The 25,668-nt window shown below is 72.4% G+C and carries 25 protein-coding genes, 1 pseudogene and 1 riboswitch; of the genes and pseudogenes, 9 read left to right on the plus strand and 17 right to left on the minus strand.

Translation table 11 applies throughout. The features are described 5' to 3' along the window. Positions 1–6 precede the first annotated feature (6 nt). Positions 7–1,074, plus strand: a complete 1,068-nt coding sequence (locus AB0C16_RS24320; protein WP_357686194.1) for a polyprenyl synthetase family protein — start codon at positions 7–9, stop codon at positions 1,072–1,074. A 22-nt stretch (positions 1,075–1,096) separates the two neighbouring features. Here the strand turns inward: AB0C16_RS24320 and thiE are convergent, their stop codons facing one another. From thiE to AB0C16_RS24335, 3 genes are read right to left on the minus strand one after another with little or no spacing between them, the layout of a single operon-like run. Beyond that, on the minus strand, positions 1,097–1,732 hold the full coding sequence (gene thiE / locus AB0C16_RS24325; protein WP_357686195.1) for a thiamine phosphate synthase: 636 nt from the start codon (positions 1,730–1,732) through the stop codon (positions 1,097–1,099). Further along, the gene (locus AB0C16_RS24330; RefSeq protein WP_357686196.1) at positions 1,710–2,084 is read right to left on the minus strand and encodes an Rv2175c family DNA-binding protein; all 375 of its coding nucleotides are present in this window, start codon (positions 2,082–2,084) and stop codon (positions 1,710–1,712) included. Before AB0C16_RS24330 ends, thiE begins: the two co-directional genes overlap by 23 nt. Before the next feature lie 30 nt (positions 2,085–2,114). Further along, complete coding sequence (locus AB0C16_RS24335) at positions 2,115–3,284, minus strand: FAD-dependent oxidoreductase (RefSeq protein WP_357686197.1); 1,170 nt, start codon at positions 3,282–3,284, stop codon at positions 2,115–2,117. Between the two features lie 52 nt (positions 3,285–3,336). Next, positions 3,337–3,453, plus strand: a riboswitch (TPP riboswitch). Here AB0C16_RS24335 and thiO point away from each other — a divergent pair. The 4 genes from thiO to pknB all read left to right on the plus strand — a co-directional run bounded on the left by thiO (position 3,443) and on the right by pknB (position 7,575). Then, a complete protein-coding gene (gene thiO, locus AB0C16_RS24340; RefSeq protein WP_357686198.1) occupies positions 3,443–4,627 on the plus strand; it encodes a glycine oxidase ThiO in 1,185 nt (394 codons plus the stop codon). (Overlaps the previous riboswitch by 11 nt.) Beyond that, positions 4,624–4,824 (plus strand): sulfur carrier protein ThiS, encoded by a 201-nt coding sequence (thiS, locus tag AB0C16_RS24345; RefSeq protein ID WP_357686199.1) that lies wholly within the window; start codon positions 4,624–4,626, stop codon positions 4,822–4,824. The genes thiO and thiS overlap by 4 nt, the downstream gene beginning before the upstream one ends. Positions 4,825–4,864: 40 nt before the next feature. Continuing rightward, positions 4,865–5,572 carry a thiazole synthase gene (locus AB0C16_RS24350; RefSeq protein WP_357686387.1) on the plus strand — a complete coding sequence of 236 codons (708 nt, stop codon included), beginning with the start codon at positions 4,865–4,867 and terminating at the stop codon, positions 5,570–5,572. Between the two features lie 86 nt (positions 5,573–5,658). Beyond that, entirely contained in the window at positions 5,659–7,575 is a 1,917-nt protein-coding gene (gene pknB / locus AB0C16_RS24355; RefSeq protein WP_357686200.1) for a Stk1 family PASTA domain-containing Ser/Thr kinase, read from the plus strand. A 20-nt stretch (positions 7,576–7,595) separates the two neighbouring features. On the opposite strand, the gene alc is transcribed toward pknB, so the two are convergent. From alc to uraD, 9 genes and pseudogenes are all read right to left on the minus strand, one after another. Beyond that, complete coding sequence (gene alc / locus AB0C16_RS24360; RefSeq protein WP_357686201.1) at positions 7,596–8,540, minus strand: allantoicase; 945 nt, start codon at positions 8,538–8,540, stop codon at positions 7,596–7,598. Continuing rightward, on the minus strand, positions 8,541–9,851 hold the full coding sequence (allB, locus tag AB0C16_RS24365; protein ID WP_357686202.1) for an allantoinase AllB: 1,311 nt from the start codon (positions 9,849–9,851) through the stop codon (positions 8,541–8,543). It lies immediately after the preceding gene. Beyond that, entirely contained in the window at positions 9,848–11,068 is a 1,221-nt protein-coding gene (locus AB0C16_RS24370) for a glycerate kinase (RefSeq protein ID WP_357686203.1), read from the minus strand. Before AB0C16_RS24370 ends, allB begins: the two co-directional genes overlap by 4 nt. A gap of 82 nt (positions 11,069–11,150) precedes the next feature. Then, positions 11,151–12,710 carry an 8-oxoguanine deaminase gene (locus AB0C16_RS24375; protein ID WP_357686204.1) on the minus strand — a complete coding sequence of 520 codons (1,560 nt, stop codon included), beginning with the start codon at positions 12,708–12,710 and terminating at the stop codon, positions 11,151–11,153. After that, positions 12,707–13,170: pseudogene (locus AB0C16_RS24380) on the minus strand ((2Fe-2S)-binding protein). Before AB0C16_RS24380 ends, AB0C16_RS24375 begins: the two are co-directional and overlap by 4 nt. Further along, positions 13,170–14,030, minus strand: a complete 861-nt coding sequence (locus AB0C16_RS24385) for an FAD binding domain-containing protein (RefSeq protein WP_357686205.1) — start codon at positions 14,028–14,030, stop codon at positions 13,170–13,172. The pseudogene AB0C16_RS24380 and the gene AB0C16_RS24385 overlap by 1 nt, the downstream one beginning before the upstream one ends. A 2-nt stretch (positions 14,031–14,032) precedes the next feature. Further along, a complete protein-coding gene (pucL, locus tag AB0C16_RS24390) occupies positions 14,033–14,899 on the minus strand; it encodes a factor-independent urate hydroxylase (protein WP_357686206.1) in 867 nt (288 codons plus the stop codon). Next, positions 14,900–15,199, minus strand: coding sequence for a hydroxyisourate hydrolase (gene uraH / locus AB0C16_RS24395; protein ID WP_357686207.1), 300 nt, complete (start codon positions 15,197–15,199; stop codon positions 14,900–14,902). After that, positions 15,196–15,705: a 2-oxo-4-hydroxy-4-carboxy-5-ureidoimidazoline decarboxylase gene (gene uraD / locus AB0C16_RS24400; protein ID WP_357686208.1), complete on the minus strand. Its 510-nt coding sequence runs from the start codon at positions 15,703–15,705 to the stop codon at positions 15,196–15,198. The genes uraH and uraD overlap by 4 nt, the downstream gene beginning before the upstream one ends. A gap of 165 nt (positions 15,706–15,870) precedes the next feature. On the opposite strand from uraD, the gene AB0C16_RS24405 reads away from it, so the two are divergent. Continuing rightward, the gene (locus AB0C16_RS24405; protein WP_357686209.1) at positions 15,871–16,710 is read left to right on the plus strand and encodes a deoxyribonuclease IV; all 840 of its coding nucleotides are present in this window, start codon (positions 15,871–15,873) and stop codon (positions 16,708–16,710) included. 544 nt (positions 16,711–17,254) lie between these two features. Here AB0C16_RS24405 and AB0C16_RS24410 read toward each other — a convergent pair. The 3 genes from AB0C16_RS24410 to AB0C16_RS24420 form a co-directional block, all read right to left on the minus strand. Continuing rightward, positions 17,255–17,995: a LytTR family DNA-binding domain-containing protein gene (locus AB0C16_RS24410; RefSeq protein ID WP_357686210.1), complete on the minus strand. Its 741-nt coding sequence runs from the start codon at positions 17,993–17,995 to the stop codon at positions 17,255–17,257. Positions 17,996–18,061: 66 nt separating this feature from the next. Next, positions 18,062–19,216, minus strand: a complete 1,155-nt coding sequence (locus tag AB0C16_RS24415) for a histidine kinase (RefSeq protein ID WP_357686211.1) — start codon at positions 19,214–19,216, stop codon at positions 18,062–18,064. A 44-nt stretch (positions 19,217–19,260) separates the two neighbouring features. Then, complete coding sequence (locus AB0C16_RS24420) at positions 19,261–19,857, minus strand: molybdopterin-dependent oxidoreductase (RefSeq protein ID WP_357686212.1); 597 nt, start codon at positions 19,855–19,857, stop codon at positions 19,261–19,263. Between the two features lie 239 nt (positions 19,858–20,096). Between AB0C16_RS24420 and aroF the strand changes: the two genes are divergently transcribed. Then, positions 20,097–21,128, plus strand: a complete 1,032-nt coding sequence (gene aroF / locus AB0C16_RS24425; protein ID WP_357686213.1) for a 3-deoxy-7-phosphoheptulonate synthase — start codon at positions 20,097–20,099, stop codon at positions 21,126–21,128. 47 nt (positions 21,129–21,175) lie between these two features. On the opposite strand, the gene thiI is transcribed toward aroF, so the two are convergent. Further along, positions 21,176–22,375 carry a tRNA uracil 4-sulfurtransferase ThiI gene (gene thiI, locus AB0C16_RS24430; RefSeq protein WP_357686214.1) on the minus strand — a complete coding sequence of 400 codons (1,200 nt, stop codon included), beginning with the start codon at positions 22,373–22,375 and terminating at the stop codon, positions 21,176–21,178. Positions 22,376–22,604: 229 nt separating this feature from the next. Here thiI and AB0C16_RS24435 point away from each other — a divergent pair, with 229 nt between their 5' ends. Continuing rightward, complete coding sequence (locus AB0C16_RS24435; RefSeq protein WP_357686215.1) at positions 22,605–23,537, plus strand: MHYT domain-containing protein; 933 nt, start codon at positions 22,605–22,607, stop codon at positions 23,535–23,537. 53 nt (positions 23,538–23,590) lie between these two features. After that, a complete protein-coding gene (locus AB0C16_RS24440) occupies positions 23,591–24,412 on the plus strand; it encodes an MHYT domain-containing protein (protein ID WP_357686216.1) in 822 nt (273 codons plus the stop codon). Positions 24,413–24,548: 136 nt separating this feature from the next. On the opposite strand, the gene AB0C16_RS24445 is transcribed toward AB0C16_RS24440, so the two are convergent. After that, a complete protein-coding gene (locus AB0C16_RS24445) occupies positions 24,549–25,574 on the minus strand; it encodes a 6-phosphofructokinase (protein ID WP_357686217.1) in 1,026 nt (341 codons plus the stop codon). Positions 25,575–25,668 lie beyond the last annotated feature (94 nt).

The following is a 25,668-nucleotide window of genomic DNA, read 5'->3' on the forward strand; positions in this document are numbered from 1 at the left end:
AAGGGCATGAGCACCGAGGTCGCGAGCATGGACGTCCTGCGCGAGCAGGTAGACCGTTCCCTGCGCGAATTCGTCGGACGGCGGATTCCCGCCACCGGCGCCCCTGAGTTCGAGCCCCTGCGACTGGCCGCCGAGGAGCTGCTGTCGGGGGGCAAGCGGCTGCGTCCCGCGTTCTGCTACTGGGGCTGGCGGGGCGCGGGCGGCGCCGAGCTGCCCGAGATCTTCACCGCGGCGGCGTCGCTGGAGCTGTTGCAGGCCAGCGCGCTGGTGCACGACGACGTGATGGACAAGAGCGACCTGCGCAGGGGCATGCCGTCCGCCCACCGCCGCTTCGGGTCGATGCACGAGAAGTCCGGCTGGCACGGCTCGGCGGAGCAGTTCGGCGAGGGCGCGGCGATCCTGCTGGGCAACCTGCTGCTGATCTGGTCGGGCGAGATGTGGCGCACCAGCGGCCTGCCGCCCGAGTCGCTGGCCGCGGCCCAGCCGGTCCACGACCACATGCGCACCGAGCTGATGTGCGGTCAATACCTCGACCTGCTGGAGCAGGCGGGAGGCGAGAACACCTTCGAGTCGGCCCTGCGGGTCGCCCTCTACAAGAGCGGCAAATACTCCGTCGAGCAGCCGCTCCGGCTCGGCCTGGTGCTCGCCGCGGGCGGGCCCGCGGCCTGGATGGACGAGCTGTGCACGACGTTCGGCACCCGGGTGGGCATCGCCTTCCAGCTGCGTGACGACGTCCTGGGGGTGTTCGGCGACCCGGCGCGCACCGGCAAGCCGGCCGGCGACGACCTGCGCGAGGGCAAGCGGACGATGCTGGTCGCCCGCACCCTGGCCGCCGCCTCCCCCGGGCAGGCGGAGACGGTGCGCCGCCTGCTGGGCGACCCCGACCTCGACGCGCGGGGCGTTTCGACGCTGCGCGGCATCATCGAGGACACAGGCGCGCTGCGGGAGTGCGAGGACCTGATCGGCGACTACCTCTCCGAGGCGCTCGCCTCCCTGGACAAGGCGCCGATCACGGCGGAGGCGCGGGCGGCCCTCGCGGCGCTGGCCGTCGCCGCCACCTCCCGCCGCACCTGAGCGCGCCGCCCGGCGACGGCGGTCAGGGCGCCAGGCGCTTGGCGAACTCGGCCGCCGCCGCGCCCGGGTCGTCGGCCTCGGTGATGGCCCGCACCACGACGACCCGGGTGACGCCGTGGGACATGACCTCGTCGAGGTTGGCCAGGTCGATGCCGCCGATGCCGAACCACGGCCGGTCGGTGCCGAGCGCGGCCGCGTGCCTGAGCAGCGGCGGGCCCGGCGCGTGGCGTCCGGGCTTGGTCGGCGTGGGCCAGATCGGGCCGCAGCAGAAGTAGTCGACGCCCTCCTCCACCGCGGCGGCGGACGCCTCGGCGGTGGAGTGGGTGGACCTTCCGATGAGGACGTCGTCGCCGAGTATCTCTCGCGCGACCCTCACCGGCAGGTCGTCCTGCCCCAGGTGGAGCACGTCGGAACGGGCGGCGTAGGCGACGTCCGCCCGGTCGTTGACCGCCAGCAGCCTGCCGTGCCGGTCGCAGGCGTCGCGGAAGACCTCGAGCAGTGCGAGCTCCTCGCGCGCCTCCAGCCCCTTCTCCCGCAGCTGGACGATGTCCACGCCGCCCGCGAGCACGGCGTCGAGGAAGTCCGCCAGGTCACCGCGGTCGCGGCGGCCGTCGGTGCAGAGGTAGAGGCGGGCGTCAGAAACCGAGGGCCTGGGCACGCCGCTTGACCTCCGTGTGGCGACCGGCCCTGATCGCCTGGACGGGCGAGCCTGGCAGGGAGTCGTCGGGTGTGAAGAGCCAGCGCAGTGCCTCGACGTCGTCGTAGCCGGCGTCGCGCAGCACGGTCAGGGTGCCTGGCAGGCCCTTCATCACGTCCTTTCCGTCGAGGAACACCGCGGGCACCTGCGGCCCGCCTCCTCCCCGGCGTACGCCGAGCAGTTTGTGGTCCTTGAGGAGTTGTTTGGCCCGGCCGATCGAAAGGTCGAGGCGCTCGGCCACTTGGGGGAGAGTGAGCCACTCGTCAACGAGCTGGTCGGTCTCCCGGTCGATCTGTGCAACAGAAAGCGTCACGAAACCACAACTACCACATGCCGTGCTTGCTCAAACAACACAATCCCGTAGAGAGACATCGGGATCTACCAGGCGTTCCGTGTCAAGCCGGCGGCCGTCGGCGATGATCCGGCGCCCCTGGACGAGGTCGCGGGGCCGGTCGACGGCGAGCACCGCGGCCAGGGCGCCGTCGGCGGTGAGCCAGCAGGCCGACCACTTTCCCGCAGGTCCGCCCCGGTAGAGCAGGCGGGTCCCGGCCTGGTGGTGACCGGCGTACTGCAGCATGTGGCCGAACTGCTCGGACCAGAAGTAGGGCACCGGGTCGTACACCGCCTCCTCCCCCAGCAGGGTCGCCGCGGCGACGTCGGGGGCGCTGAGCGCGGTGTCCCAGTGCTCGACCCGGAGCCGGACGCCGAAGCGGCGCGACCACCAGGCGGCGCAGTCGCCGACCGCCACCACGCCGGGCAGCGAGGTGCGCAGGCGCTCGTCGGTGACGACGCCGTTGTGCAGGTCGATGTCGGCGTCGGCGAGCCACTCGACGGCCGGGCGGACGCCGATGCCGGTGACGACCACGTCCGCCCGGACGAACTCGCCGCCGGCCAGCCGCACCCCGCCCTCGTCCACCGAGCCCACCATGGTGTTCAGCCGCAGGTCGATGCCGTCGTACCAGTGCAGGGTGCGGGCGCCGATCTCGGCGCCGACGGCCTGCGCGAGCGGGGCGGGACCCGCTTCGATCACGGTGACCGCGCATCCGGCCCGGCGCGCGGCGCTGGCCACCTCGGCGCCGATCCAGCCGGCCCCGATGACGGCCACGCGGGCGCCCCGCACCAGCAGGGCGCGCAGCTCCAGCGCGTCGTCGAGGGTGCGCAGCACGTGTTGCGGGCCGTCTCCGGGGAGCATGACAGGCTCGGCCCCGGTGGCGATGACCAGGCCGTCGTAGCCGAGCTCGCCCTCGCTGGTCACCACGGCGCCCGGCCGCAGCGAGGTGGCCGTCACGCCGGGCCGGAAGTCGACCTCCAGCGCGGCGAGGTCGGAGTCGACGAAGCTGGAGTCGGCGTCGCCGAGCAGCACCGCCTTGGACAGCGGCGGCCGGTCGTACGGCCGGTGCCGCTCCTGACCGACGAGCGTGATCGCGCCGCCGAAACCTCGCCCGCGCAGGGCCTCGACGCTGCGCACGCCGGCCAGGCCCGCTCCCACCACCACGACATGCCTCACGTTCATGACCATAACGGGGGCGGTGCCGGGCCGGCGCACCGAGGCCTTAGGGTGGAGGCGCATGACGCGCGGGAGTCCGGCCGTGACCGGGCTGAGAGGAAGGCTTCACCGGGCCTTCGACCGCAAGACACCTGATCCGGATCATGCCGGCGAAGGGAGCGCGAATGGACGTGATCGTGGGTGGCGGCGTCGTCGGGTTGTCGGCCGCCTGGCGGCTGAGCCGCGCCGGCCGGGCCGTGACCGTGGTCGATCCGGCCCCGGCGATGGGAGCCTCACACGCCGCGGCGGGCATGCTGGCGCCGGTCAGCGAGGTCGCCTACACCGAGCGGCCGCTGCTCCGGCTGGGCGCGGCCTCGCTGCGCAGGTGGCCGTCGTTCGCCGCCGAGCTGGCCGCCGACGCCGGTCTCGCCCCGGCCGGCGACCCGGCCGAGGCCGCCCGGGCCGGGCTCGACCTGCGCGCCGACGGCACACTCGACGTGGCGTTCGGGGCCGACGACCTGGCCGCGCTGGACGAGCTCGCCGCGTACATGGAGAAGCTGGCGCTGCCGGTCGAGCGGCTGACCGGGCGCGAGTGCCGCCGCCTGGAGCCGATGCTCGCGCCGTCGGTGCGCGGCGGGCTGCTCGCGCCGGGCGACGCCTGGGTGGATCCGCGCCGCGTCACCGCGGCGCTGCTCGCCGCCCTGGAGCGGCGTGGCGTGCCGCTGGTGCGGGCCCGGGCCGGCGAGCTGCTGCGCGACGGCGGCACGGTCGTGGGCGTACGACTGGAGCCGCCCGGCGGGCCTCCGGAGATCCGGGCCGAACGGGTCGTCCTGGCGGCCGGGGCGTGGAGCGCCGGGCTGGCCGACGTCCCGGTGCGCCCGGTCAAGGGCCAGATCATGCGGCTGCGGTCCGCCGAGCCGCTGCTGGGCCGGTGCGTGCGGGGCACGGTGCACGGGGCGCCCGTCTACCTGGTGCCGCGGGGCGACGGCGAGCTGGTGGTCGGCGCCACCCAGGAGGAGCTCGGGTTCGACACCCGGGTGACCGCGGGCGGGCTCTACGAGCTGCTGCGCGACGCCAGGGAGCTGGTGCCGGGGGTGACGGAGCTGGAGGTGGCCGACGTGGTGGCCGGGCTGCGGCCGGGCACCCCGGACAACGTCCCGATCATCGGCCCGAGCGCCACCCCCGGCCTCGTGCTGGCCACCGGTCACCACCGGGGCGGGGTGCTGCTGGCGCCGCTGACGGCGGCCATCCTGCTGGGCGAGGAGACCGAGCTGGCCGGGCTGTGCTCGCCGGCGCGATTCGACGACACAGGGGCCCCGCGGCCGGTGACCCCCGGCCGGGCCGCGACCGCACACATGGAGGAACCATGAAGGTGACGATCAACGGCAGCGCTCGCGAGGTGCCCCACGGCACCACGGTCGCGCAGGCCGTACGAACCCTGACGAGCGCCACCACCGGCGTGGCGGTGGCCGTCAACGACGAGGTGGTGACGCGCGGCACGTGGGAGACCACGGCGCTGAGCGACAGCGACCGCGTCGAGGTGCTGACGGCGGTGCAAGGTGGATGACCTCGTCATCGCCGGGGAGAAGTTCTCCTCGCGGCTCATCATGGGCACCGGCGGCGCCCCCTCGCTCGAGGTGCTCGACCAGGCGCTCGTCGCCTCCGGCACGGGCCTGACGACGGTCGCGATGCGGCGGCTCGACCCGGCCGCGCGCGGCTCGGTGCTCGACGTGCTGCGCCGGCGCGACATCAAGGTGCTGCCCAACACGGCGGGCTGCTTCACCGCGGGCGACGCGGTGCTGACCGCCCGGCTGGCCCGGGAGGCGCTCGGCACCGACTGGGTCAAGCTGGAGGTCATCGCCGACGAGCGGACCCTGCTGCCCGACCCGATCGAGACGTTCGACGCGGCGGAGCGGCTGGTGGCCGACGGGTTCACGGTGCTGCCGTACATCGGCGACGATCCCGCGCTGGCGCGGCGGCTGGAGCAGGCGGGCTGCGCGGCGGTGATGCCGCTCGGCGCGCCCATCGGCTCGGGCCTGGGCATCCGCAACCCGCACAGCATCGAGCTCATCGTGGAGGCGGCAGGGGTGCCGGTGATCCTCGACGCGGGCATCGGCACGGCGAGCGACGCCGCGCTGGCGATGGAGCTCGGCTGCGACGCCGTGCTGCTCGCCACGGCGGTCACCCGGGCGCAGCGGCCCGACCTGATGGCGGCGGCGATGAAGGGCGCCGTCGAGGCGGGCCGGCTCGCCCGCCAGGCGGGCCGCATCCCGCGCCGCCGCTACGCGGAGGCGTCGTCGCCGGTGGGCCCGTGAACGGGCGGTAACGGAGGGGCACGTCTCGGCATCGGTTTCGGGTGGTCAGGCCCTACGGGTGGCAAATCGCCCGTAAACTCAGCGGGGTGGACACGACGACTGCGGACCCCCTGGTCGGGCGGCTGCTCGATGGGCGCTATCGGATCGAGTCCCGCATCGCGCGGGGCGGCATGGCCACCGTCTACCTGGCGCTGGACGTCCGGCTGGACCGTACGGTCGCGCTGAAGGTCATGCACCGCTCGCTCGCCGAGGATCCGGCGTTCGTGCGGCGGTTCATCGGCGAGGCCAAGTCCGTGGCCAGCCTCTCGCACCCCAATGTGGTGCACGTCTTCGACCAGGGCACCGACGGTGACGTGGTCTACCTCTCGATGGAGTACGTCCCGGGCAGGACACTCCGCGACACCCTGCGCGACCGGGGCCGGTTACCCGCGCGGGAGGCGCTGGAGATCATGATCCCGGTGCTCGCGGCGCTGGGGGCGGCCCATCAGGCCGGGATGGTCCACCGCGACGTGAAGCCCGAGAACGTCCTGCTGACCGACGACGGCCGGATCAAGGTCGTGGACTTCGGGCTGGCCCGGGCGATCGAGGCGACCAACCAGACCCGCACCGGCGTGATGATCGGCACGATCGGCTACATGTCGCCGGAGCAGGTGATGACCGGCGGCGCCGACGTGCGCAGCGACGTCTACGCGGCGGGCATCATGCTGTTCGAGCTGGTGACCGGGCAGCAGCCCTATGACGGCGAGACGCCGATGTCGGTGGCCTACCGGCACGTTCACGACAGGGTCCCGGCGCCGTCGTCGCTGGTGCCCGACGTGCCGCCGCTGATCGACACGCTGGTGGCGCACGCCACGGCGCGCGAGCCGGCCGACCGCCCGGCCGACGCCACCGCCATGCTGGTGGCGGCCGTCGACGCGCACCGGATGCTGCCCCGGCTGACCAACCCGCCGGTGCCGCAGCCGGGGGCGCACTCGCAGGCCCATTCGCAGGCCCACTCGATGCCGCAGGCCGCGCCCGCCCACACACTCATCCAGCCGCGCGTCGAGGTGCCGCCGGAGCAGCCGCCGTCCGGCCACCGGCGAGCCGGGTTCCGGCCCAACTGGTTCCTGGTCACGCTGGCCGCCGTCATGGTGGTGGCGATCGCGCTGACCGGCTGGTACGTCTCGCAGACCAAGCTCGTCACCGTGCCCGGCAACCTGGTGGGCAAGAACATCTCGGTGGCCGAGAGCAACCTCATCGCGCGCGGTTTCAAGGTGCGGAGGGCGCCGGGCCAGCATGACGAGAAGATGGCCGAGGGCCTGGTGCTGAGCACCGACCCGGCCTCCAATCAGGAGGTCGAGGGCGGCGCGACGATCACGCTGGTGCCCTCGCTCGGTCCCAAGCGGGTGCTGGTGCCCAAGGTCGCGGGCATGACCGAGGGCGACGCCCGCACCGCCATCGCCAGCGCCGGGCTCGAGGTCGGCACGGTCAGGCGACTGCCCAGCCATCAGGTCGAGCGCGACAAGGTGATCCGCACCTCGCCGCAGGTGGGCGAGAAGGTCAAGGAGGGCTCGAAGGTCGCCGTCTACGTGAGCGCGGGCTTGGTGATGCCCGACGTGGGCGGCATGCCCAAGGACCAGGCCGCCGCCTACCTGCAGCAGCAGGGCTTCCAGGTGCAGGTCAACGAGGTCGACGACGACGCCGAGCCGTGCACCGTCATCGCGCAGTCGCCCAAGGTCAACGCGGAGGTCGACCCGGGCTCGCCGGCGATGATCACCGTGGCGCGCTGCCAGACCGACTTCTGGGACTGGTTCCGGGGCGACAACGAGGCGAGGGACGACCAGGAGTTCCGGATCGTCCCCCAGGTGATGGGCAAGAACGTCCGCGACGCCAAGTCCGAGCTGGAGCAGCTCGGCTTCAAGGTCAAGGTGCGCCGGCTCGGCAACGGCGGTGTCGTGCAGTACCAGCGGCCGCTCCCCAACAGCGAGCGGCCGCCGGGCTCTCTGGTCTACCTCTGGCAGTGACCGCGCCGGGTGGGCGAGGCTCACATGAGGTGGCCGTGCAGCCGCACCCGGGCCAGGCCGCCGTCGGGGTGGATGTCGACGCGCACATGGGTGACCGGGGCGGTGTGGTCGATCCGGAAGCGGTGCGGGGTGTCGGGTTGCAGCCGGGTCCTGGGCAGCAGCCCGATCTCGCGGTCGCCGTCGAGCCCGGTCAGTGACACCGCGCCGGGGGCGTTGAACAGCAGGTTGGTGGTGTCGATCTCGGCCAGCCGGATGACGCCCCGCCCGGCCAGCCTGATGACCAGCCAGTCGTTGCCGCCGTCGCGGCGGCGGGCGGTCTCCCAGCCCTCGGCCTGGTGGCGGGCCAGGCCGGGGGCGATGGCGTTGTTCGGCGAGGAGTAGAACTCATCGGAGCAGGCGGTGACCAGGGCGCCGTTCTGGAGCGCGGCCAGGTCGAGGCCGAGGCCGTCGTAGACGGACAGGTCGGGGCGGGCCTCGCCGTGCACGCGCAGCCGGGCGATGCCGCCGTCGGGGTACATGTTCAGCCGCACATGCGTGTAGCGGCGCTCGTCAGCCACCTCGAAGGGGTGCTCGGCATCGCCCTTGAGCCCGGACCTGGGCACCAGCTCCGTCCAGCGGGCGGCCTGGAGCTCGGCGGGTGACGGGTGGCCGCCGGCCTCCGTGCCCTCCACGGAGGCGTACGGCGGGTAGTTGCCCTTGAACCAGGCGGTGTCGATCACCACGCCGCGGATCACGCCGGGCAGGCCGAGCCGGACGATCGCCCAGTCGTGGCCCGGCTCGCGGCGGCGGCGGGTCTCCCAGCCGTCGTAGATCTGGCCCTTGCCACCGAACGTGGCCGGCTGGAAGCCGGGCCGCCCGGGGCGGATCAGGCTCTCCTTCTCGGCGAACGACTCGTCGCTGGCGGCCACGACCGAGCCGCCGAGCGTGCGCAGGGCCAGGTCGGGGAGTGCGGTGAAGCCGGCCATCTATCGCTCTCCCAGGAGCAGCGTTCCGTACGGCTCTCCGTCGACGGGCCTGCCGCGGAGCCAGGTGGTCAGGACGGCGCCCTTGAGGGTGCGGCCGTGGTAGGGCGTGACGGGGTTGCGGTGGTGCAGCCGGTGGGCGTCCACGGGGGTGGTGCCCCTGGGGTCGAAGGCGACCAGGTCCGCATCATTGCCAGGCTTTATCCCGCCTTTTCCCGAAATTTCGGCTATTGCGGCGGGATTGGCGGACATCCAGCGGACCACGTCGTCCAGCCCGTGGCCCCGCCGGGACGCCTCGGTCCAGACGGCGGGCAGGCCCACCTGCAGGGAGGCGACGCCGCCCCACGCGGCGGCGAAGTCGGGCACCTTCAGGTCGGCGGTCGAGGGCGAGTGGTCGGACACGACGCAGCTCAGCACGCCCCTCACCAGGCCGTCCCAGAGCCGGTCGCGGTTGGCCGCCGGGCGGATCGGCGGGCAGCACTTGAAGCTGGTGTCGCCCTCGGGCACCTGCTCGGCGGTCAGCGTCAGGTAGTGGGGGCAGGTCTCGGCGGTGATCGCCACCCCCGCGGCCTGGGCGGCCTCCAGGGGTTCCAGGCAGTCGGCGCTGGATACGTGCAGGATGTGCACCCGCGCGCCGGTCTGCCCGGCCAGGCGGATCACCCGTTCGACGGCGCTGCGCTCGGACGCGCCGGGCCGCGAGTCGAGGAACTCCCGGTAGGTCGGGCCGCCGGGGTCGGCCAGCAGCGCCGGGTCCTCGGCGTGCACCACCATGAGCCCGCCGAACCCGGCGATCTCCTCCAGCGCCCGCCGCAGCCCCGCCTGGTCCAGCGGCGGGAACTCCTCCACCCCGGACGGCGACAGGAAGCACTTGAAGCCGCGGACCCCGCGGTCGTGCAGCGGCCGGAGGTCCTTGAGGTTGCCGGGGACCGCGCCGCCCCAGAAGGCGGTGTCGACGTGGCACTGGCCCTCGGCGGCGCGCAGCTTGGCCTCCAGGGCCGCGACGTCCACGGTGGGCGGAAGCGAGTTGAGCGGCATGTCGACGATCGTGGTGACGCCGCCGGCGGCCGCCGCCCTGGTGGCCGACGCGAACCCCTCCCAGTGGGTACGGCCCGGCTCGTTCACGTGCACGTGGGTGTCGACCAGCCCGGGGAGCAGGGCGACACCGCGCAGGTCGATGTCCTCGCCCGCCTCCAGCTCCGCGCCGTACTCGTGCAGGGCGGCGATCCGCCCATCCCGTACGCCCACCGCCGCGGCCCGTTCTCCCCTGGGCACCACGGCCCGCCGGGATCGTACGACCAGGTCGTAGCGGGTCATCGCACCGCCTCCGTCGACAGGCGGTCGGCGGCCAGCCGGGCGGCGAGCCGTTCGAGGAGCTCGCCCGCCTCGGCCATGCTGCGGGCCGGGTCGGGCTCCAGGTCGCTGAGCGCGTAGACGGCCTCGATGCCCGCCGCCCGGAGCTCGGCGGCGGGCAGGGTGCACCGGCCGCAGACGGCGACCACGGGGACACCCGCCTTGGCGGCGGCCTGGGCGACCCCGACGGGGGCCTTGCCGCGCAGGGACTGCTCGTCCAGGGATCCCTCGCCGGTGATCACCAGCCGGGCTCCCTGGACGAGCTCGCCGAAGCCCAGCAGGTCGAGGAGGTACTCGATGCCGGGGCGGATGTCGGCGCGCAGGAAGGCCAGGGCGGCGAAGCCGACGCCGCCGGCCGCCCCCGCGCCCGGGGCGCCGGCCACGCCCATGGGCCGGGGCCGGTCGTCGTGCTCGACGGCGCCCACCAGGCCGTGGGTCCGGGTGGCGACGGCGGCCAGCCTGCCGAGCGCGGCCTCCAGGGTCGCGACGTCGCCGGGGGTCGCCCCCTTCTGGGGGCCGTAGACGGCCGCCGCGCCGTGGGGCCCCAGGAGCGGGTTGTCCACGTCGCCGGCCACCACGAACTCGATCCCGTCGATGTCGGCGAAGTTCGTCAGGTCGATGCGGTCCAGCCTGGCGAGCGCCGCCCCTCCGTGGGGGAGCTCGGCGCCGTCGGAGTCGAGCAGGCGGGCTCCGAGGGCCCGCACCATGCCCGCGCCCCCGTCGGTGCAGGCGCTGCCGCCGAGGCCGAGCACGATGCGCCGGGCGCCCCGGGCGATGGCGTCGGCGATCAGCTCGCCGGTGCCGTAGCTGGTGGCGGTGAGCGGCTCCCGGTCTCCCGGCAACCGGCGCAGGCCGGACGCCTCCGCGAGCTCGACCACGGCGGTCGGCCGGGCCTCGCGCGGGGCCGGCGCCGTGGAGCCGGCGGCCGGGACGCGGACGGGGGCGCCGGTGGGGTGCCAGGCGTAGTCGGCCTGGACCGGCAGGCCGGTGGGGCCCGTCACCTCGCGTGTGATCCGGGTGAATCCGCAGGCCACGACCGCGTCCACGGTGCCGTCGCCGCCGTCGGCGACCGGTAGCTCGATCGCCGGGACGCCGAGCCCGGCCGACACCCTGGCGGCCACCTCGGCCGCCGTCAGCGACCCCTTGAACTTGTCCGGGGCGACAAGCACATGATCAACCACTACGTACTCCCACGCGTTGGGCGGACAGCGGGCCGGCGCTCCCCGGTGCGAACGGGCAGGGCGTGCCGGTGCTGACTCATCATCACATTCCGGCCTCCGCCGCCTCCGGCCGGTCGGACGTGGGCTCCGCCGCGGCGCCGAGCCCCCGCTCCCCCGCCAGGCGCATCAGGCGGCGGTGCGCCCGGGCGCCCGCGCGTCCGACGGTGTCCTGGGCGACGGTCCTCAGCTCGTCGTCCTCGACGAGCGTCTCGCCGCCGACCAGCAGGCGGGCCAGGGGCGGCTGCCTCGTCGCGAACACCAGCGCGCAGACGGGATCGGTCACCGCGCTCGCGAACGGCTCGTCGACCCGCCACAGCGCGATGTCGGCCAGCTTGCCCGGTTCGAGCGAGCCGAGCTCGTCCTGGCGGCCGAGGTTGCGCGCCCCGCCGAGCGTGGCCAGCTCCAGCGCCTGCCGGGCGTTGAGCGCGGTGGGACCGTAGCTGGCCCGCTGGAACAGCAGCGCCTGCCGCATCTCGCCGGACAGCGTGGTCAGCTCGGAGGAGGCGGCGCCGTCGACGCCGAGGCCGACGTTCGCGCCGCGGCGCAGCATCTCCGACACCCTGGCGATGCCCGCGCCGAGCCGCCCGTTGGAGCTCGGGCAGTGCGCCGAACCGGTGCCGGTGGCGGCGAACCGGTCGATGTCGGAGTCGCTCAGGTGCACCGTGTGCGCGAACCACACGTCAGGACCGAGCCAGCCGAGCTTCTCCATGTAGTCCACCGGCCGCATCCCCTCCTGCTCCAGGCAGAGCTCCTCCTCGTCCATGGTCTCGGCCAGGTGCGTGTGCAGGCGTACGCCCTTGTCCCTGGCCAGCTCGGCGGCCTTGGTCATCAGGCCCGCGCTGACCGAGAACGGTGAGCAGGGCGCGACCGCCACCCGCAGCTTCGAGGAGAACGACGGGTCGTGGTAGGCGTCGATCGCCTCGGCGGTGGCGTCGAGGATCTCGTCCAGGCGCTCGACCACGACGTCGGGCGGCAGCCCGCCCCGCGACGTGCCCCGGTCCATCGAGCCGCGCGCCGGCTGGAAGCGGACGCCCAGCTCGCGGGCGGCCTCGATGCCGGCCGCGAACAGGTCGCCCCGGCCCTTGGGGAAGAGGTAGTGATGGTCGCTGGAGGTCGTGCAGCCGGACAACACCAGGTGGCCGAGGCCCGCGCTCGCGGCGTCCCTGACGACTTCGGCGTCCATGGCGGCCCACACCTCGTAGGACGCCACCAGCCATTCGAACAGGGTCGCGTTCTGGGCCAGGCCCTGCGAGGCCCACTGGTAGAGGTGGTGGTGGGTGTTGACCAGGCCGGGCGTGGCCAGGCAGCCGGTGCCGTCGATCCGCACCACTCCGCCCGGACCAGCCGCTCCGCCCGCGCCGGGCCGGGCCGCCCGATCCGACTGGTCCGACGGGTCCGACGGGTCCGACCGTTTCTGACCGAGCGCGCCCGTCGGGTCCCTCCGGTCCGTCCGGTCTGCCAGGTCCGTCATCGGGCCGACGGCGGTGATTCGGTCACCCTGGATCCGGATGTATCCGGACTCGATCTCGGGGCCCACGACCGGCGCGACGTACACGTTCTCGATCAGGACGCCCCCGCCGGGCACGGCGGTCACCGCGTTCACCTGGCCGCCGCCTTCCGCGCCGCCGCCAGCCGTACCGCGTCGAGGATCTTCTCGTAGCCCGTGCAGCGGCACAGGTTGCCCGCCAGGGCCTCGCGGATGTCGGCGTCGGAGGGCAGCCCGACCCGTTCGATGAGGTCATGCGCCTGCACGATGAGGCCGGGCGTGCAGAAGCCGCACTGCACGGCCCCGCACTCCGCGAACGCCTCCTGCACCGGGTCGAGCCGGTCGCCCTCGGCGAGCCCCTCGACGGTGCGCACCCGGCGGCCCTCGGCCTGCCCGGCGGCGACCAGGCAGGCGTGCCGTCCAGGTAGACCGTGCAGGATCCGCACTCGCCCTGCTCGCAGGCGTTCTTCGAGCCGGGGAGCCCGAGGCGCTCGCGGAGCACGTACAGCAGGCTCTCGCCCTCCCAGACGTCGTCGGCGCTCAGCTCGCGGCCGTTGACGGTGAACGTGACGCGCATCAGGCGGCCCTCCTTCCTCGGTGGTCGTTCCAGGCCCAGGTGAGCGTGCGGCGGGCGAGCACGGCGATGGCGTGCCTGCGGTAGGCGGCGGTGCCGCGCACGTCGTCGATCGGCGAGGCGGCCCGCGCGCACAGCTCGCCGAACCTGCCGAGCAGCGTGGGGTCGAGGCGGGAGTCCCAGTCGAGCTCCCGGCTCAGGAAGTCCTCGGCCTCCAGCGCCCTGCGCGGGGTGGGCGCGGCCGAGCCGAGGCCGGTGCCGACCCGCCGCTCCTCCGGGTGCAGCGCGAGGGCGAACGAGCACACCGCGATGACCATGGCGTTGCGGGTGCCGACCTTGGAGAAGTACTGGGGGCCGGTGGCGGGCTTCAGGTGGAAGGCCCGGATCAGCTCGTCGGGCCGCAGCGCCGACCGTTTGACGCCCAGGTAGAACTCGTCCGCGGGGATCATCCTGACGCCCCCGTCGCGCGACTCCACCTCGACGACGGCGCCGGCGGCCAGCAGCGGCGGGTGGCTGTCGCCCGCGGGCGAGGCGGCGCCGAGGTTGCCGCCGACCGAGCCGCGGTTGCGGATCTGCGGCGAGCCCACCGTCCGCGACGCCTGCGCGAGCCCCGGCAACGCCTCGCCGAGCTCCTCGATGATCCTGGTGTACGGCACTGCGGCGCCCACCCGGCAGGTGCCGTCCTCCATGGTCCAGGTCCGCAGCTCGGCCACGGTGCCGAGGTCCAGCAGCGCCACGGGCCGGCGCACGTCGAAGTTGATCTCGACCATCACGTCGGTGCCGCCCTGGATGGGCACCGCCTCGGGCTGGTCCGCCTTGGCGGCCAGCGCCTCCTGCCACGTCGTGGGGCGCAAGAAGTCCATCGCTACTCCCAGGCGAATCCGGCGTCGGGAGCGTCCTCGCGCAGCACGCCGCCCTCGATCAGGCCATAGGGGCGGTCGGCCGCGTAGAACACCTCGTTCTCGTTGTCCAGGCCGAACGGCGACAGGTCGACCGCGAAGTGGTGCCTGTTGGGCATCGTCAGCCGGACCTCGCAGACCCCCTCACAGGTGTCCAGTACCCGCTTGCCCATGGCGTACAGCGTCTGCTGGAGCGAAAGGCTGTGCGTCCCGGCGAACGCCTCCAGCAGGCACCGCCGCACCTCGTCGTAGGACTCACCGAAGGAGGGCGGGTCGCTCGCGTGCCGCCACCGGGCGGTCACGGCGGTGGCCAGGACGCGGTCGGTGGCCGGCTGGAGGGTGGTGTACTCGTCGACGGCGAAGCCGTGGAACTCCGACCCGGTCGAGTTGAGCAGCACGAGATCCTTGAGCCCGGACACCACGCTGGTGCGGCCGTCGCCGTCGTGGTGGACGACGCAGGTGCGCACCTCGGCGCCGTTGCGCACGAACGAGTGCCCCGAGACGGGCACACGGTCCCAGGCGTACTCGTCGATCTCCACCCGGGCGTGCCGGATCGACGGCTGCGAGTCCACGAAGTGCCCGGCCAGCAGGCGCGCGAAGTCCTCGATCTGGTCCACGCCGTGCTTCCTGGCGAAGGCGTACGCGGTGTTCTTCTGCGTGTCGGTCGGCAGCACGGCGGTGTTGTCGCCGGTCAGGTGGACGGCCTCCATGTCGCCGGAGAGCGACGAGCTGATGTTGACGTCCTTGAGGTGGTGCACCGCCCCGTCCCTGACGACGCGGACGAGCCTGGTCTCCGCCTTGCCGTAGCGGTTGGGCCCCAGGATGATCGGCATCTAGCTCCCTCGGTAGGTGGAGTAGGCGTACGGGCTGAGCAGCAACGGCACGTGATAGTGCTGGTCGGGGTCGGTCACGGTGAAGGTGACGACCACCTCGGGGTAGAAGGTGTCGTCGAGGTAGGCCCCGGTGTCGAAGACGACACGGTGGACACCGGCTTCCGGGTTCCAGCCCTTGAGGCGGCCGTCCGCGTCGGTGCGGCCCTCGGCCACGACCTGCCCGCCCCGCTCCAGCCGTACGGGCACACCGGCGGCGGGGCGGCCGGTGACGGCGTTCAGCACGTGGGTCGAGAAGCTCACCGGGCCTCCCCGAGCAGCTTGGCCAGCCGCAGCGCGGTGATCGCGGCGAGCTCGTCGCGGACCGTGCGGCGCTCGGTCTCCTCGTCGTGGCCGAGGCGCTCGCGGAGCCGGTCCAGCATCTGGCCGCCGGTCAGCCCGGTGGCGCAGATCAGGTAGACGTGGCCGAAGCGGTCCTCGTAGGCGCGGTTGCCCTCGGCGAGCGCCTCCCGCAGCCCGTCCTCCACGCCCGACTGCTCCTGGCGCGACCAGGCCGACTCCCGGCCGGCGCCGGCCGGGCGCTCCCCGATCCGCGGGTGCGCGGCGAGCGCCTCCAGCACGTCGGGCCAGGCCAGGTCGTGCACGGCGGTGCCGGCGGCGGCCAGCAGGCCATCCGGGTCGCGGTAGGGGCGGCCGGCCGCGACGGTCCGGGCGAAGGCGCGGGAGGCGCAGCAGGTCAGCAGCTCCTCCTCCGCGCCGGCCGGTTCGCGGGCGTTGAGGGCGGCCAGGCCGGTGAGCGTGTTGGGCATGCCAGCAGTACACACATGCCCGCCGTCCCCGGTCCATCCGCAAGAGCTCTGAAGTGCGCAACCGGTCGGCCAGGACTTTTCGTGTCATGCTCCAACCGCCGCGCCGCCGGCGGCGGCCGTGTCAGGCCGGACCGGGCCTGTGACCGGCCTAAACTATGAGGCATCATGATCCCAAGCTCTCTCATCGGCGGGCATGTCCTCGTCACCGGCGGCCTGGCGACGGGCGGCCTGAGATACATGGCCGACATCGGCGCCGAGATGATCCAGGTGTTCGTCACCAACCCGCGCGCCTGGGCGCTCACCGAGGGGCGGCCCGACGAGGACGCGAAGCTGATCGAGTCGGGCGTCGACACCTTCATCCACGTCCCCTATCTCGCCAACTTCGGCTCGCCGAGCCCCGCGACCCTGGCCGGCTCGATCGCGCTCGTCCGCCACACGCTGCGGCGCGGCGTCGAGACCGGGGCCAAGGGGGTGGTGGTCCACACGGGCTCGGCGGTCACGCAGCCGCGCGACGACGCGATGCGCCAGGTGCGCGAGCACCTGCTGCCGCTGCTCGACGAGATCCCAGGCAACGGGCCCGACCTGCTGCTGGAGCCGATGGCGGGGCAGGGCGCGATGCTCTGCGCCACGATCCAGGACCTCGAGCCCTACCTCGCGACGCTCGACTGGCATCCGCGGGTGGGCGTCTGCCTCGACACCTGCCACGCCTTCGCCGCGGGTCACGACCTGGCGGCCGAGAACGGCGTGCGAAAGACGTTCGACGCCCTGCACGAGATCGCGCCGGGGCGGCTGAAGCTGATCCACGCCAACGACTCCAAGGACGTGTGCGGGTCGAGGAAGGACCGCCACGAGAACATCGGCGCCGGCCACATCGGCAGCGCGCCGTTCGCCGCGCTGATGCGCCATCCGGCCGTGGCGGGGGTGCCGATCTGCATCGAGACGCCGGGCAAGGCCGAGATGCATCGTGCCGACATCGCGTTGCTCAAGTCGCTGCGCGACGGCTGATCCGCCGTCGTGTTGGGACGCCCGCGCTGGCGATCCGACCGCCCCCGGAAGGCCGGATCGCCGCCGAGTCTCCGCGGCCGCTGCGGGCGCCCCTTCACGTACCCGGCAGGCGGGCCCTACCCCCCGGTCAAGGGCCCGACAACCGTGGTGACCCGCGTGGTCACCAGTGGAACCGGAGCATCAGGTCGGTGGCGGGCCTCGCGGCCCTGTCCCCGATGCGCCGGGTGGCTTCCGATGCCGAAACACTACGGTTGCGATCTTGAAGGCGAAACCCCGTTGGGTGACAGCTCGCTGAACGGTCTGTAGTCATCGGCATACGGAGCGTGCATGCACGATGAGCGGTCACTCCGCTTCGACGAGCGGTCGATTACGGGGCTCGCGAGCGCCTCGCGCACGGGCGTCCAGGCGGTTACCCGATTCATCACATGAAGGGTCCGCCCCGACGTGACCAGGGAAATCACAACCATCACGGCAAAGGCCACGGGCTCGGCGACAGAGACACCGCGCCACCCGGTTCACGCCCGCCCGGGCGCCGGCCGGGCCTCTAGGAGATCACGCTCCGGTGCTGGCGGACCAGCAGCTCGCGCACCTCGCGGCTGTGTCTCCGGCTGACCTGAAGCGTCTCGGTGCCCACGGTCAGCGTCACCCTGCCGCCCTCGAACCTGAGCTCGTTGACGTGCCGGACGGAGACCAGGGTGCTCCGGTGGACCCTGATGAAGCCAGCCTCGGCCCAGCGCCGCTCCAGGGCCGCCAGCGACATGCGCAGGAGATAGCTGCCGTCGACCGTGTGCAGCCGCACGTAGTCGCCCTTGGCCTCGACGAACAGGACGGACTGCTGCGGCACGAACCTGGTGCGCCCGCCCAGCTCGACCGGGATCACGTCGTCCTGGCCGGGCTCGGCCGACGGCGCGGCGGCCGCCTCCAGCCTGCGCACGGCCTCGGCCAGACGTTCGGCCCGGACCGGTTTGAGGAGGTAGTCGACCGCCTCCAGCTCGAACGCCTGCACCGCGCACTCCTCGTGCGCCGTGACGAACACCAGCCGCGGCGGGCTGGGGAAACCGCCGACGAGCCTGGCCAGGTCGAGCCCGTCGAGCCCGGGCATCCGGATGTCGAGGAACACCCCGTCGAGCCGCTCGCCGGTGCCGATCATCTGGACCATGTCCTGCAACGCCCGGACACCGTCGGACGCGGTCGCGACGTGCTCGACCCGGCCGTCCTGACGCAGGAGGTATGCCAACTCCTCCAGTGCGGGCACTTCATCGTCAACGGCCAGCAGACGCAGCATGACTCCTACGCTGCCGCATGAACCCCAAGGTCACAAGAGACATGCCAACGTCGCGTAAAGATTTGGCTACAAAGAGCTAAATTGAGTCTTGGGAACGCGCAGCCGCACCTTCGTGCCCGCGCCCAGCGCCGTCTCCACGACGAGGCCGTAGCCCTCGCCGTAGATCTGCCGCATCCGCACGTCCACGTTGGCCAGCCCGATGCCGTTGCCCTCGCGCCTGGGGTCGTCGTCGAGCACCCGCCGGGCGTGCTCGGGGTCCATGCCGGCGCCGTCGTCCTCGACCGAGATGTGTGCCTCCGGGCCCGCGTCCCGCGCCACGACCCGCACCTCGCCGCTGCCGCCCCGGCTGCCCATGCCGTGCTTGATGGCGTTCTCCACCAGCGGCTGCAGGCACAGGAACGGCACCGGCACCGGCAGCACCTCCGGCGCCACCTGCAGGCTGAACCGCAGCCGGTCGCCGAACCTGGCACGTTCCAACAGCAGGTAGCGGTCGACGCAGGTGAGCTCGTCGGCCAGGGTGGTGAAGTCGTGGGCCCTGCGCAACGCGTAGCGGGCGAAGTCGGCGAAGTCGAGCAGCAGCGCGCGGGCGCGCACCGGGTCCGTGCGGACGAACGAGGCGATCGTGGTCAGCGCGTTGTAGACGAAGTGCGGCGAGATCTGGGCCCGCAGCGCCCGCATCTCCGCCTCCAGCGCGCGGCGGCGCGAGGAGTCGAGCTCGGCCAGCTCCAGTTGCCCCGACACCCAGCGGGCCACCTCGGTGACGGTGCGGACCAGGCCCGCGCTCAGCTCGTCGTCGAACGCCGCCAGCGCCCCGACGATCTTGCCGTCCACGGTCAGCGGCACCACGACGGCTCCGTACGGCTCCCCGGCGAACACCTGCGCCCGGCCGGCCGCCAGCGCCGTGCGGGCGTAGGTGAGCACCTCGTCGGTGCACGGCCCGTCCCACGCGAGCGCGGCGTCGGTGGAGGTGATCGCGACGGCGTAGGTGCCGAGCAGGGCGTGCAGGTGGCGTACGGCCTTACGGGCCGAGTCGCGGTGCAGCCCCGTGCGCAGCGCCGGGGCCGCCATCGCGGCGATGTGCAGCGTGGTGAACGTCGCCTCGTCCTTGCATCGGCGCTCGGGCACCCGGGGGCCGCGCCGCGGCGCGCGGGCGAGACGGGCAAGGCCGTAGCCGAGGACGAAGGTCAGGGAGGAGAGCACCACGCATGCGGTGGTCAGCATGCGGGCAACCGTAGCGGGCCACGGACTGTGTTCGGGCGGAAACCCTACGGAGGGCCCTCACCGGGTTCCTCCTGGTAGGAGTAGCGCTGCTCTCGCCACGGGTCGGCCACGTTGTGGTAGCCGCGCTCCTCCCAGAAACCCCTGCGATCCTCCAGCAGGTATTCGATGCCGCGCACCCATTTGACGCTCTTCCAGGCGTAGAGGTGGGGCACCACGACGCGCAGCGGGAAACCGCGGTCGAGGCTGATCGGCTTGTCGTCGACCTCCATGGCGAACAGTGTGCCAGGTGCGGTGAAGTCGGACATCCTGAGGTTGGCGCTGTAGCCGTACTCGGCCCAGATCATCACGTGCCGGACCCCCGCGTCGGGCGGCGCGGCCGCGAGGATGGTGGCCGGGGTCACACCGCGCCACTCGATGCCCATGAGCGAGAACTTGGTGACGCAGTGGAAGTCGGCCACCACGTTCGTGCGGGGCAACCGCTCGAAGTCGTGCCAGGTGAAGCGGTGTTCGTCGCCGGAGGCGGTGGCCCCGAAGACGCGGAAGTCCCAGCTGTCGGGCCTGAACTGGGGCACTCTGCCGTAGTGGATCACCGGACGGCCGCGCGGGACGTACTGGCCTGGGGGCAGGCGCGGCTCCTGCACGATCACTCCTATCGCACGCTCTCGTGGTCGTGAGCCATCCTGCCACCGGACCGCCTCCGGCTCGCGGGCGGGTTGGGTGCGCTATTGTTGGCCTCTATGCGCAAGGCGTTCCTGTTTTGGTATGGCGACGGACCCGAGTCCGTTCGCCATCTGACGCTGCGCTAGCAGACAGGCGAACAGAAGGCCCCGGGTCCAGAGGACCCGGGGCCTTCTCGTGTTTCCGGAGGAGAAAAGAACAGATGGTTATCGTGATGGGCCCGGAGGCCACCCAGGGCGACGTCGAGTCGATCGTCACGGTCGTCCAGGCGGCCGGCGTGGAGGCGTTCGTGAGCAGGGGCGTGCGGCGCACGATCGTGGGGCTGGTGGGCGACGTCACCCAGCTGGACGCGGCCGGCCTGCGGGGCATGCGCGGGGTGCGCGACGTGATGCGCGTGTCGACGCCGTACAAACTGGTGAGCCGCGAGAACCATCCCGAGCGTTCGACCGTCCACGTGGGCGGGGTGCCGATCGGTCCCGACACCGTGACACTGATCGCGGGACCGTGCGCGGTGGAGACGCCGGGGCAGACGCTGGACGCGGCCCTGATGGCCAAGGCGGCGGGCGCGACGCTGCTGCGCGGCGGGGCGTTCAAGCCGCGCACGTCGCCCTACGCCTTCCAGGGGCTGGGCGAGCGGGGGCTGCGCATCCTGGCCGACGTGCGCGAGGAGACCGGCCTGCCGATCGTCACCGAGGTGGTCGACGCGCAGGACGTCGAGCTGGTCGCCTCCTACGCCGACATGCTCCAGGTCGGCACCCGCAACGCGCAGAACTTCGCGCTGCTGCAGGCGGTCGGCGCCGCGGGCAGGCCGGTCATGCTCAAGCGCGGCATGAACGCCACCATCGAGGAGTGGCTGATGGCGGCCGAGTACATCGCGCAGCGCGGCAACCTCGACATCGTGCTCTGCGAGCGGGGCATCCGCACGTTCGAGACCGCCACCCGCAACACCCTCGACGTCTCGGCGGTGCCGGTCGCCCAGCGCCTGTCGCACCTGCCGGTGATCGTGGACCCGTCGCACTCGGGCGGCCGGCGCGACCTGGTGCTGCCGCTGACCCGGGCGGCCATCGCCGTCGGGGCCGACGGCGTGATCATCGACGTGCACCCGCAGCCCGAGCTGGCCCTGTGCGACGGCCCGCAGGCGCTGATCGACGGCGACCTCGAGGAGCTGGCCGTGGTCATGCGCGACCTGCCCGCGCTGCTCGGCAAGTCGGCCGCGGTCGCGCAGCCCGCCTGACCCGTGGGCAAGCCTGACGCCCGGCGCCGGGTCAGCCCGGCGCCGGGTCAGAGGGTGTATTCCTGGATCGAGTCGGCCAGCTGGACGGCCAGCTCCTCGGCGTCGAGCCGCTTCTCGATCTGCTTCAGGTCTTCGATCTTGGCCCGGGTCTCGGCCCGCTTGGGAGCCAGGAGGCTGCAGCAGTCCTCGTCGGGCAGCTCGGAGATCTCCAGGGTGCCGATGCGCCGCGCCTCGGCCATGATCTCGGTCTTGTCCCAGCCGACCAGGGGCCGCAGGATCGGCAGCTCCACCGCGTGGTCCTGGGCCGTGATGTTGGCCAGGGTCTGCGAGGAGACCTGGCCGAGCGCGTCGCCCGTGATCAGCGCCGCGGCGCGGATGCGGTGGGCGACCTCCTCGGCCGTCTTGAGCATGAGCCGCCGCTGGGCGATCACCGCGAGACGGTCCTGGCCCGAGCTGCGGATCGACTGCTGCGCCTTGCCGAACGGCACCACCCAGAGCCGCGACCTGCCCTGGAACCGGTCGAGCTTCCTGACCAGCGCGTAGGCCTTGTAGATCGACTCGGACGTGGTGAAGGGGATGCCCGAGAAGTGCAGGAAGTCGACGTGCAGGCCGCGCCGCATCATGCGGTAGGCCGCCACCGGCGAGTCGATGCCGCCCGACATGAGCACCAGGGCCCGGCCGCTGCTGCCGACCGGCAGCCCGCCCTGCCCGGGGATGCCGCCGGTGAAGACGAACACCTCGTCGCGGTCGACCTCGATGAACAGGGTCAGCTCGGGGTTTCGCAGGTTGACCGGCAGGCCGTACTCGTCGTTGATGGCGCCGCCGACGAACCGGTCGAGCTCGTTGGAGCGCAGCGGGAAGCGCTTGTCACGGCGGCGCGAGCGGACCGCGAACGCCGCGCCGCGCTTGACCTCCTCGCGGTCGCGGAAGAGCTCGATCCCGGCCTTGAGCACCGAGTCGGGGTCCTTGGCGACCCGCCAGGCGGGGTGGATCCAGACCAGCCCCGGCACGTCGGCGACCCGCCGGGCCACGGCCTCGGACTGCTCGGGGGTGGCGCCCTGGGGCAGGAAGATCGCGATGACTCCGTGGCGCCCGCGGACGTCGGCCTTGAAGCCGAGATCCTTGAGCGCGTCGCGGATGTTGCCGATCAGGCGGCGCTCGAACAGCTCGCGGTTCTTGCCTTTGAGGACGATCTCGCCCAGCTTGAGCAGAACGCACGGCTCGCCCAGGGCGGACATCGTCGTCATGGCTGAACCTCCGGAGAAGACGGGGATACGGGCGCGTAGGAGCAACGCCGCGACCCACCGAGTTTAGTCCGCATTCAGTCCGCCCCCGAGCCCTCACTCGCCCGGTCACCCGCGAACATTCCTCGCGTTTCCGACAGAGCAAGTTGACAGATAGTCGAGATATCCATGCGAATCGGACAGGACGGCTGACAGAATTCCGGAGACCTCTACGGCAAGGAACCTTTGACGAATGTCCGTTGTGAATCACTTCACCCATGGCCTGCTCACGCCGGCACTCGCCTACGTGATGTCGTGCATGGGGTCCATGCTCGGACTGCGGCTCACCGCCCAGGCCCACGCCTCGCGGGGTGGTTCGCGGGTGCGCTGGCTGCTCGGCGCCGCCATCTCGATCGGCGGCACGGGCATCTGGACGATGCACTTCGTCGCCATGATGGGCTTCGCGGTCGAGGGCACCCAGATCAGATACGACGTGCCGCTGACCGCCGCCTCCGTGGTCGTCGCGGTCGTGGTCGTCGGCACCGGCCTGTTCCTGGTCTCCTACGGCGGGGGCCGGCCGCTCGCCCTGCTCGGCGGCGGCGTGCTCACCGGCCTGGGCGTGGCCAGCATGCACTACCTGGGCATGTACGCGATGAACCTGTCGGCGCACGTCTCCTACGACCGCGGGATCGTGGCCGCCTCCGTGGCGATCGCCGTGGTGGCCGCGACCGTCGCGCTCTGGTTCGCCGTGCGGGTCAAGAAGCCCATCTGGATCACCGGGGCGGCGCTCGTCATGGGCGTGGCCGTGTCCGGGATGCACTACACGGGGATGCACGCGATGGTCGTCACACCCCACGCGGAGCCGGGGGTCGTGCCGGGCGCCGACGCGCTCGACTTCCTCGTGCCCCTGATGACCGTGATCTCCCTCATCACGCTGACCATGCTGCTCATGGTCATCCTGGCGCCGTCGGCGAAGGAGCTGCACGAGGACGCCGAGCTGGCGGCCCGGCTGGAGCTGCGCAGGCGCGTCGCCCGGCAGTCGTCGCTCGCCGTCGAGCCCGTCCGGCGGCCACCGGCGCTCGCCGCGCCGGTGCCGGAGCACGCCCGCGACAGCGGGCACTCCGCGCATCCCGCCTCCTCCCGCGACGTCCCATCTACCTCTAGGTCACGATCCCGACACAGGTAGTTGTATTTTCACCGACTTGACGCTCATACTCCGTTAATTGCCGAGGGGGGCTCATGTCGCCGATCGATCATTTCTCCTACGGGCTCGTGACGCCCGTCCTGGCCTACGTCATGTCCAGCGTGGGCTCCATGCTCGGCCTGCTGCTGACCTCGCGGGCCCGCCTCGTCACCGGCAAGGAGCGAGGGTTCTGGCTGGTCGGAGCGGCCATCGCGATCGGCGGCACGGGCATCTGGACGATGCACTTCATCGCCATGATGGGCTTCGGGGTGCGGGGCACGATGATCCGCTACGACGTGCCGCTGACCGCCGCCTCCGCGTTCATCGCGGTCGTGGTCGTGGGCGCCGGGCTGTTCCTCGTCTCCTTCCAGGGGGAGCGACTGTCCTACCTGCTCGGCGGCGGCCTGCTGACGGGAGTCGGCGTGGCGGGCATGCACTACCTGGGCATGATCGCGATGAACATGTCCGGCCACATCAGCTACGACCCGCTGATCGTCACGCTCTCCGTGGTCATCGCGATCGCCGCCTCGACCGTGGCGCTCTGGTTCACGCTGCGGGTCACGGGCGCCCTCAAGCGGGCCGGCGCGGCGCTGATCATGGGCTTCGCGGTGACGGGCATGCACTACACCGGCATGTTCGCGATGGCCGTCGAGGTGCACGGGTCGACGGCGCCGCTCACCGGGTCCAGGGGGATCGACTTCCTGCTGCCGCTGATCGTCGGCATCAGCCTGGTCACCTTGGGCCTGCTGCTGGCCGTCATGCTGTCGCCGTCGGAACGCGAGCTGCGCGGCGAGGAGGAGTTTCTGGCCCGCCTGGAGAAGAGGCGAAACGACGAGGGCGCGCCGCAGGTTAATCTCTTCGGCACGCCCCGCGGTTGAGCTATCTCCTAGGTACGGCTTGCGACGCGTAGTGGGCCGCCGACTCGCCGCGGCGCAAGCCGTACCCTGAGGGGGGTTGTAGCGGTAACCCCGCTGACTCAGAAGGTACGGCCCGCCGCTTGCAAGCCGCTTACAGTCAGCCGAAGAAGACCTCGGCCTCCGCGTAGCGCGACACGGGCACCGTCTTGAGCTCGGCCGTCGCCTCGTCGAGGCCGACGCGCACGATGTCGGTGCCGCGCAGCGCGACCATCTTCCCGAAGTCGCCCTCGTGGGCCGCGTCGATCGCCTGCAGGCCGAACCTGGTGGCCAGCACCCGGTCGAACGCGGTCGGGGTGCCGCCGCGCTGGATGTGGCCGAGCACGGTGGTGCGGGCCTCCTTGCCGGTGCGCTTCTCGATCTCCCTGGCCAGTACCTCGCCGATGCCGCCGAGCCGCACGTGGCCGAACGCGTCGAGCTCGCCGGCCTGCAGCTCCATCTGGCCCTCGATCGGGTGCGCGCCCTCGGCGACCACGAGTATCGGCGAGTAGCGGGTGCGGAAGCGGGACTCGACGTACTCGCAGACCCGGTCGATGTCGAACGGCTTCTCCGGGATGAGGATGACGTTGGCGCCGCCCGCCATCCCGGCGTGCAGCGCTATCCAGCCCGCGTGCCGGCCCATCACCTCGCAGATCAGCGCCCGGTGGTGCGACTCGGCCGTGGTGTGCAGCCGGTCGATGGCCTCCGTCGCGATGTTGACGGCGGTGTCGAAGCCGAAGGTGTAGTCGGTGCCGGACAGGTCGTTGTCGATCGTCTTGGGCACGCCGACGACCCTGACGTCGCGGTCGTAGAGCTGTTTGGCCACCCCGAGGGTGTCCTCGCCGCCGATGGCGATGAGCGCGTCGACGCCCGTCGCCGCCAGGTTGTCCTTGATCCGGTCGACACCCCCCTCGATCTTCATGGGGTTGGTGCGCGACGAGCCCAGGATCGTGCCCCCACGGGGCAGGATCCCGCGCACGGCCTGGATGTCCAGCGGCATGGTCTCGCCCTCGAGGGGGCCGCGCCAGCCGTCGCGGAAGCCGACGAACTCGTGACCGTAGGCGCTCACTCCCTTCCTGACGACAGCCCTGATCACCGCGTTGAGACCGGGGCAGTCGCCACCCCCGGTGAGCACTCCAATACGCATAGCGGGTTCCTCCCGATGAGCTTCACGACCAGAATCGCATTGTGCCCGCCTGCGCGGGCATTGGTCTAGACCAAATGTGAGCGTACCGAGCAAA

It is taken from the genome of Nonomuraea sp. NPDC048916 (assembly GCF_040649575.1).
In the GTDB taxonomy this organism is placed as follows: Bacteria; Actinomycetota; Actinomycetes; order Streptosporangiales; family Streptosporangiaceae; genus Nonomuraea.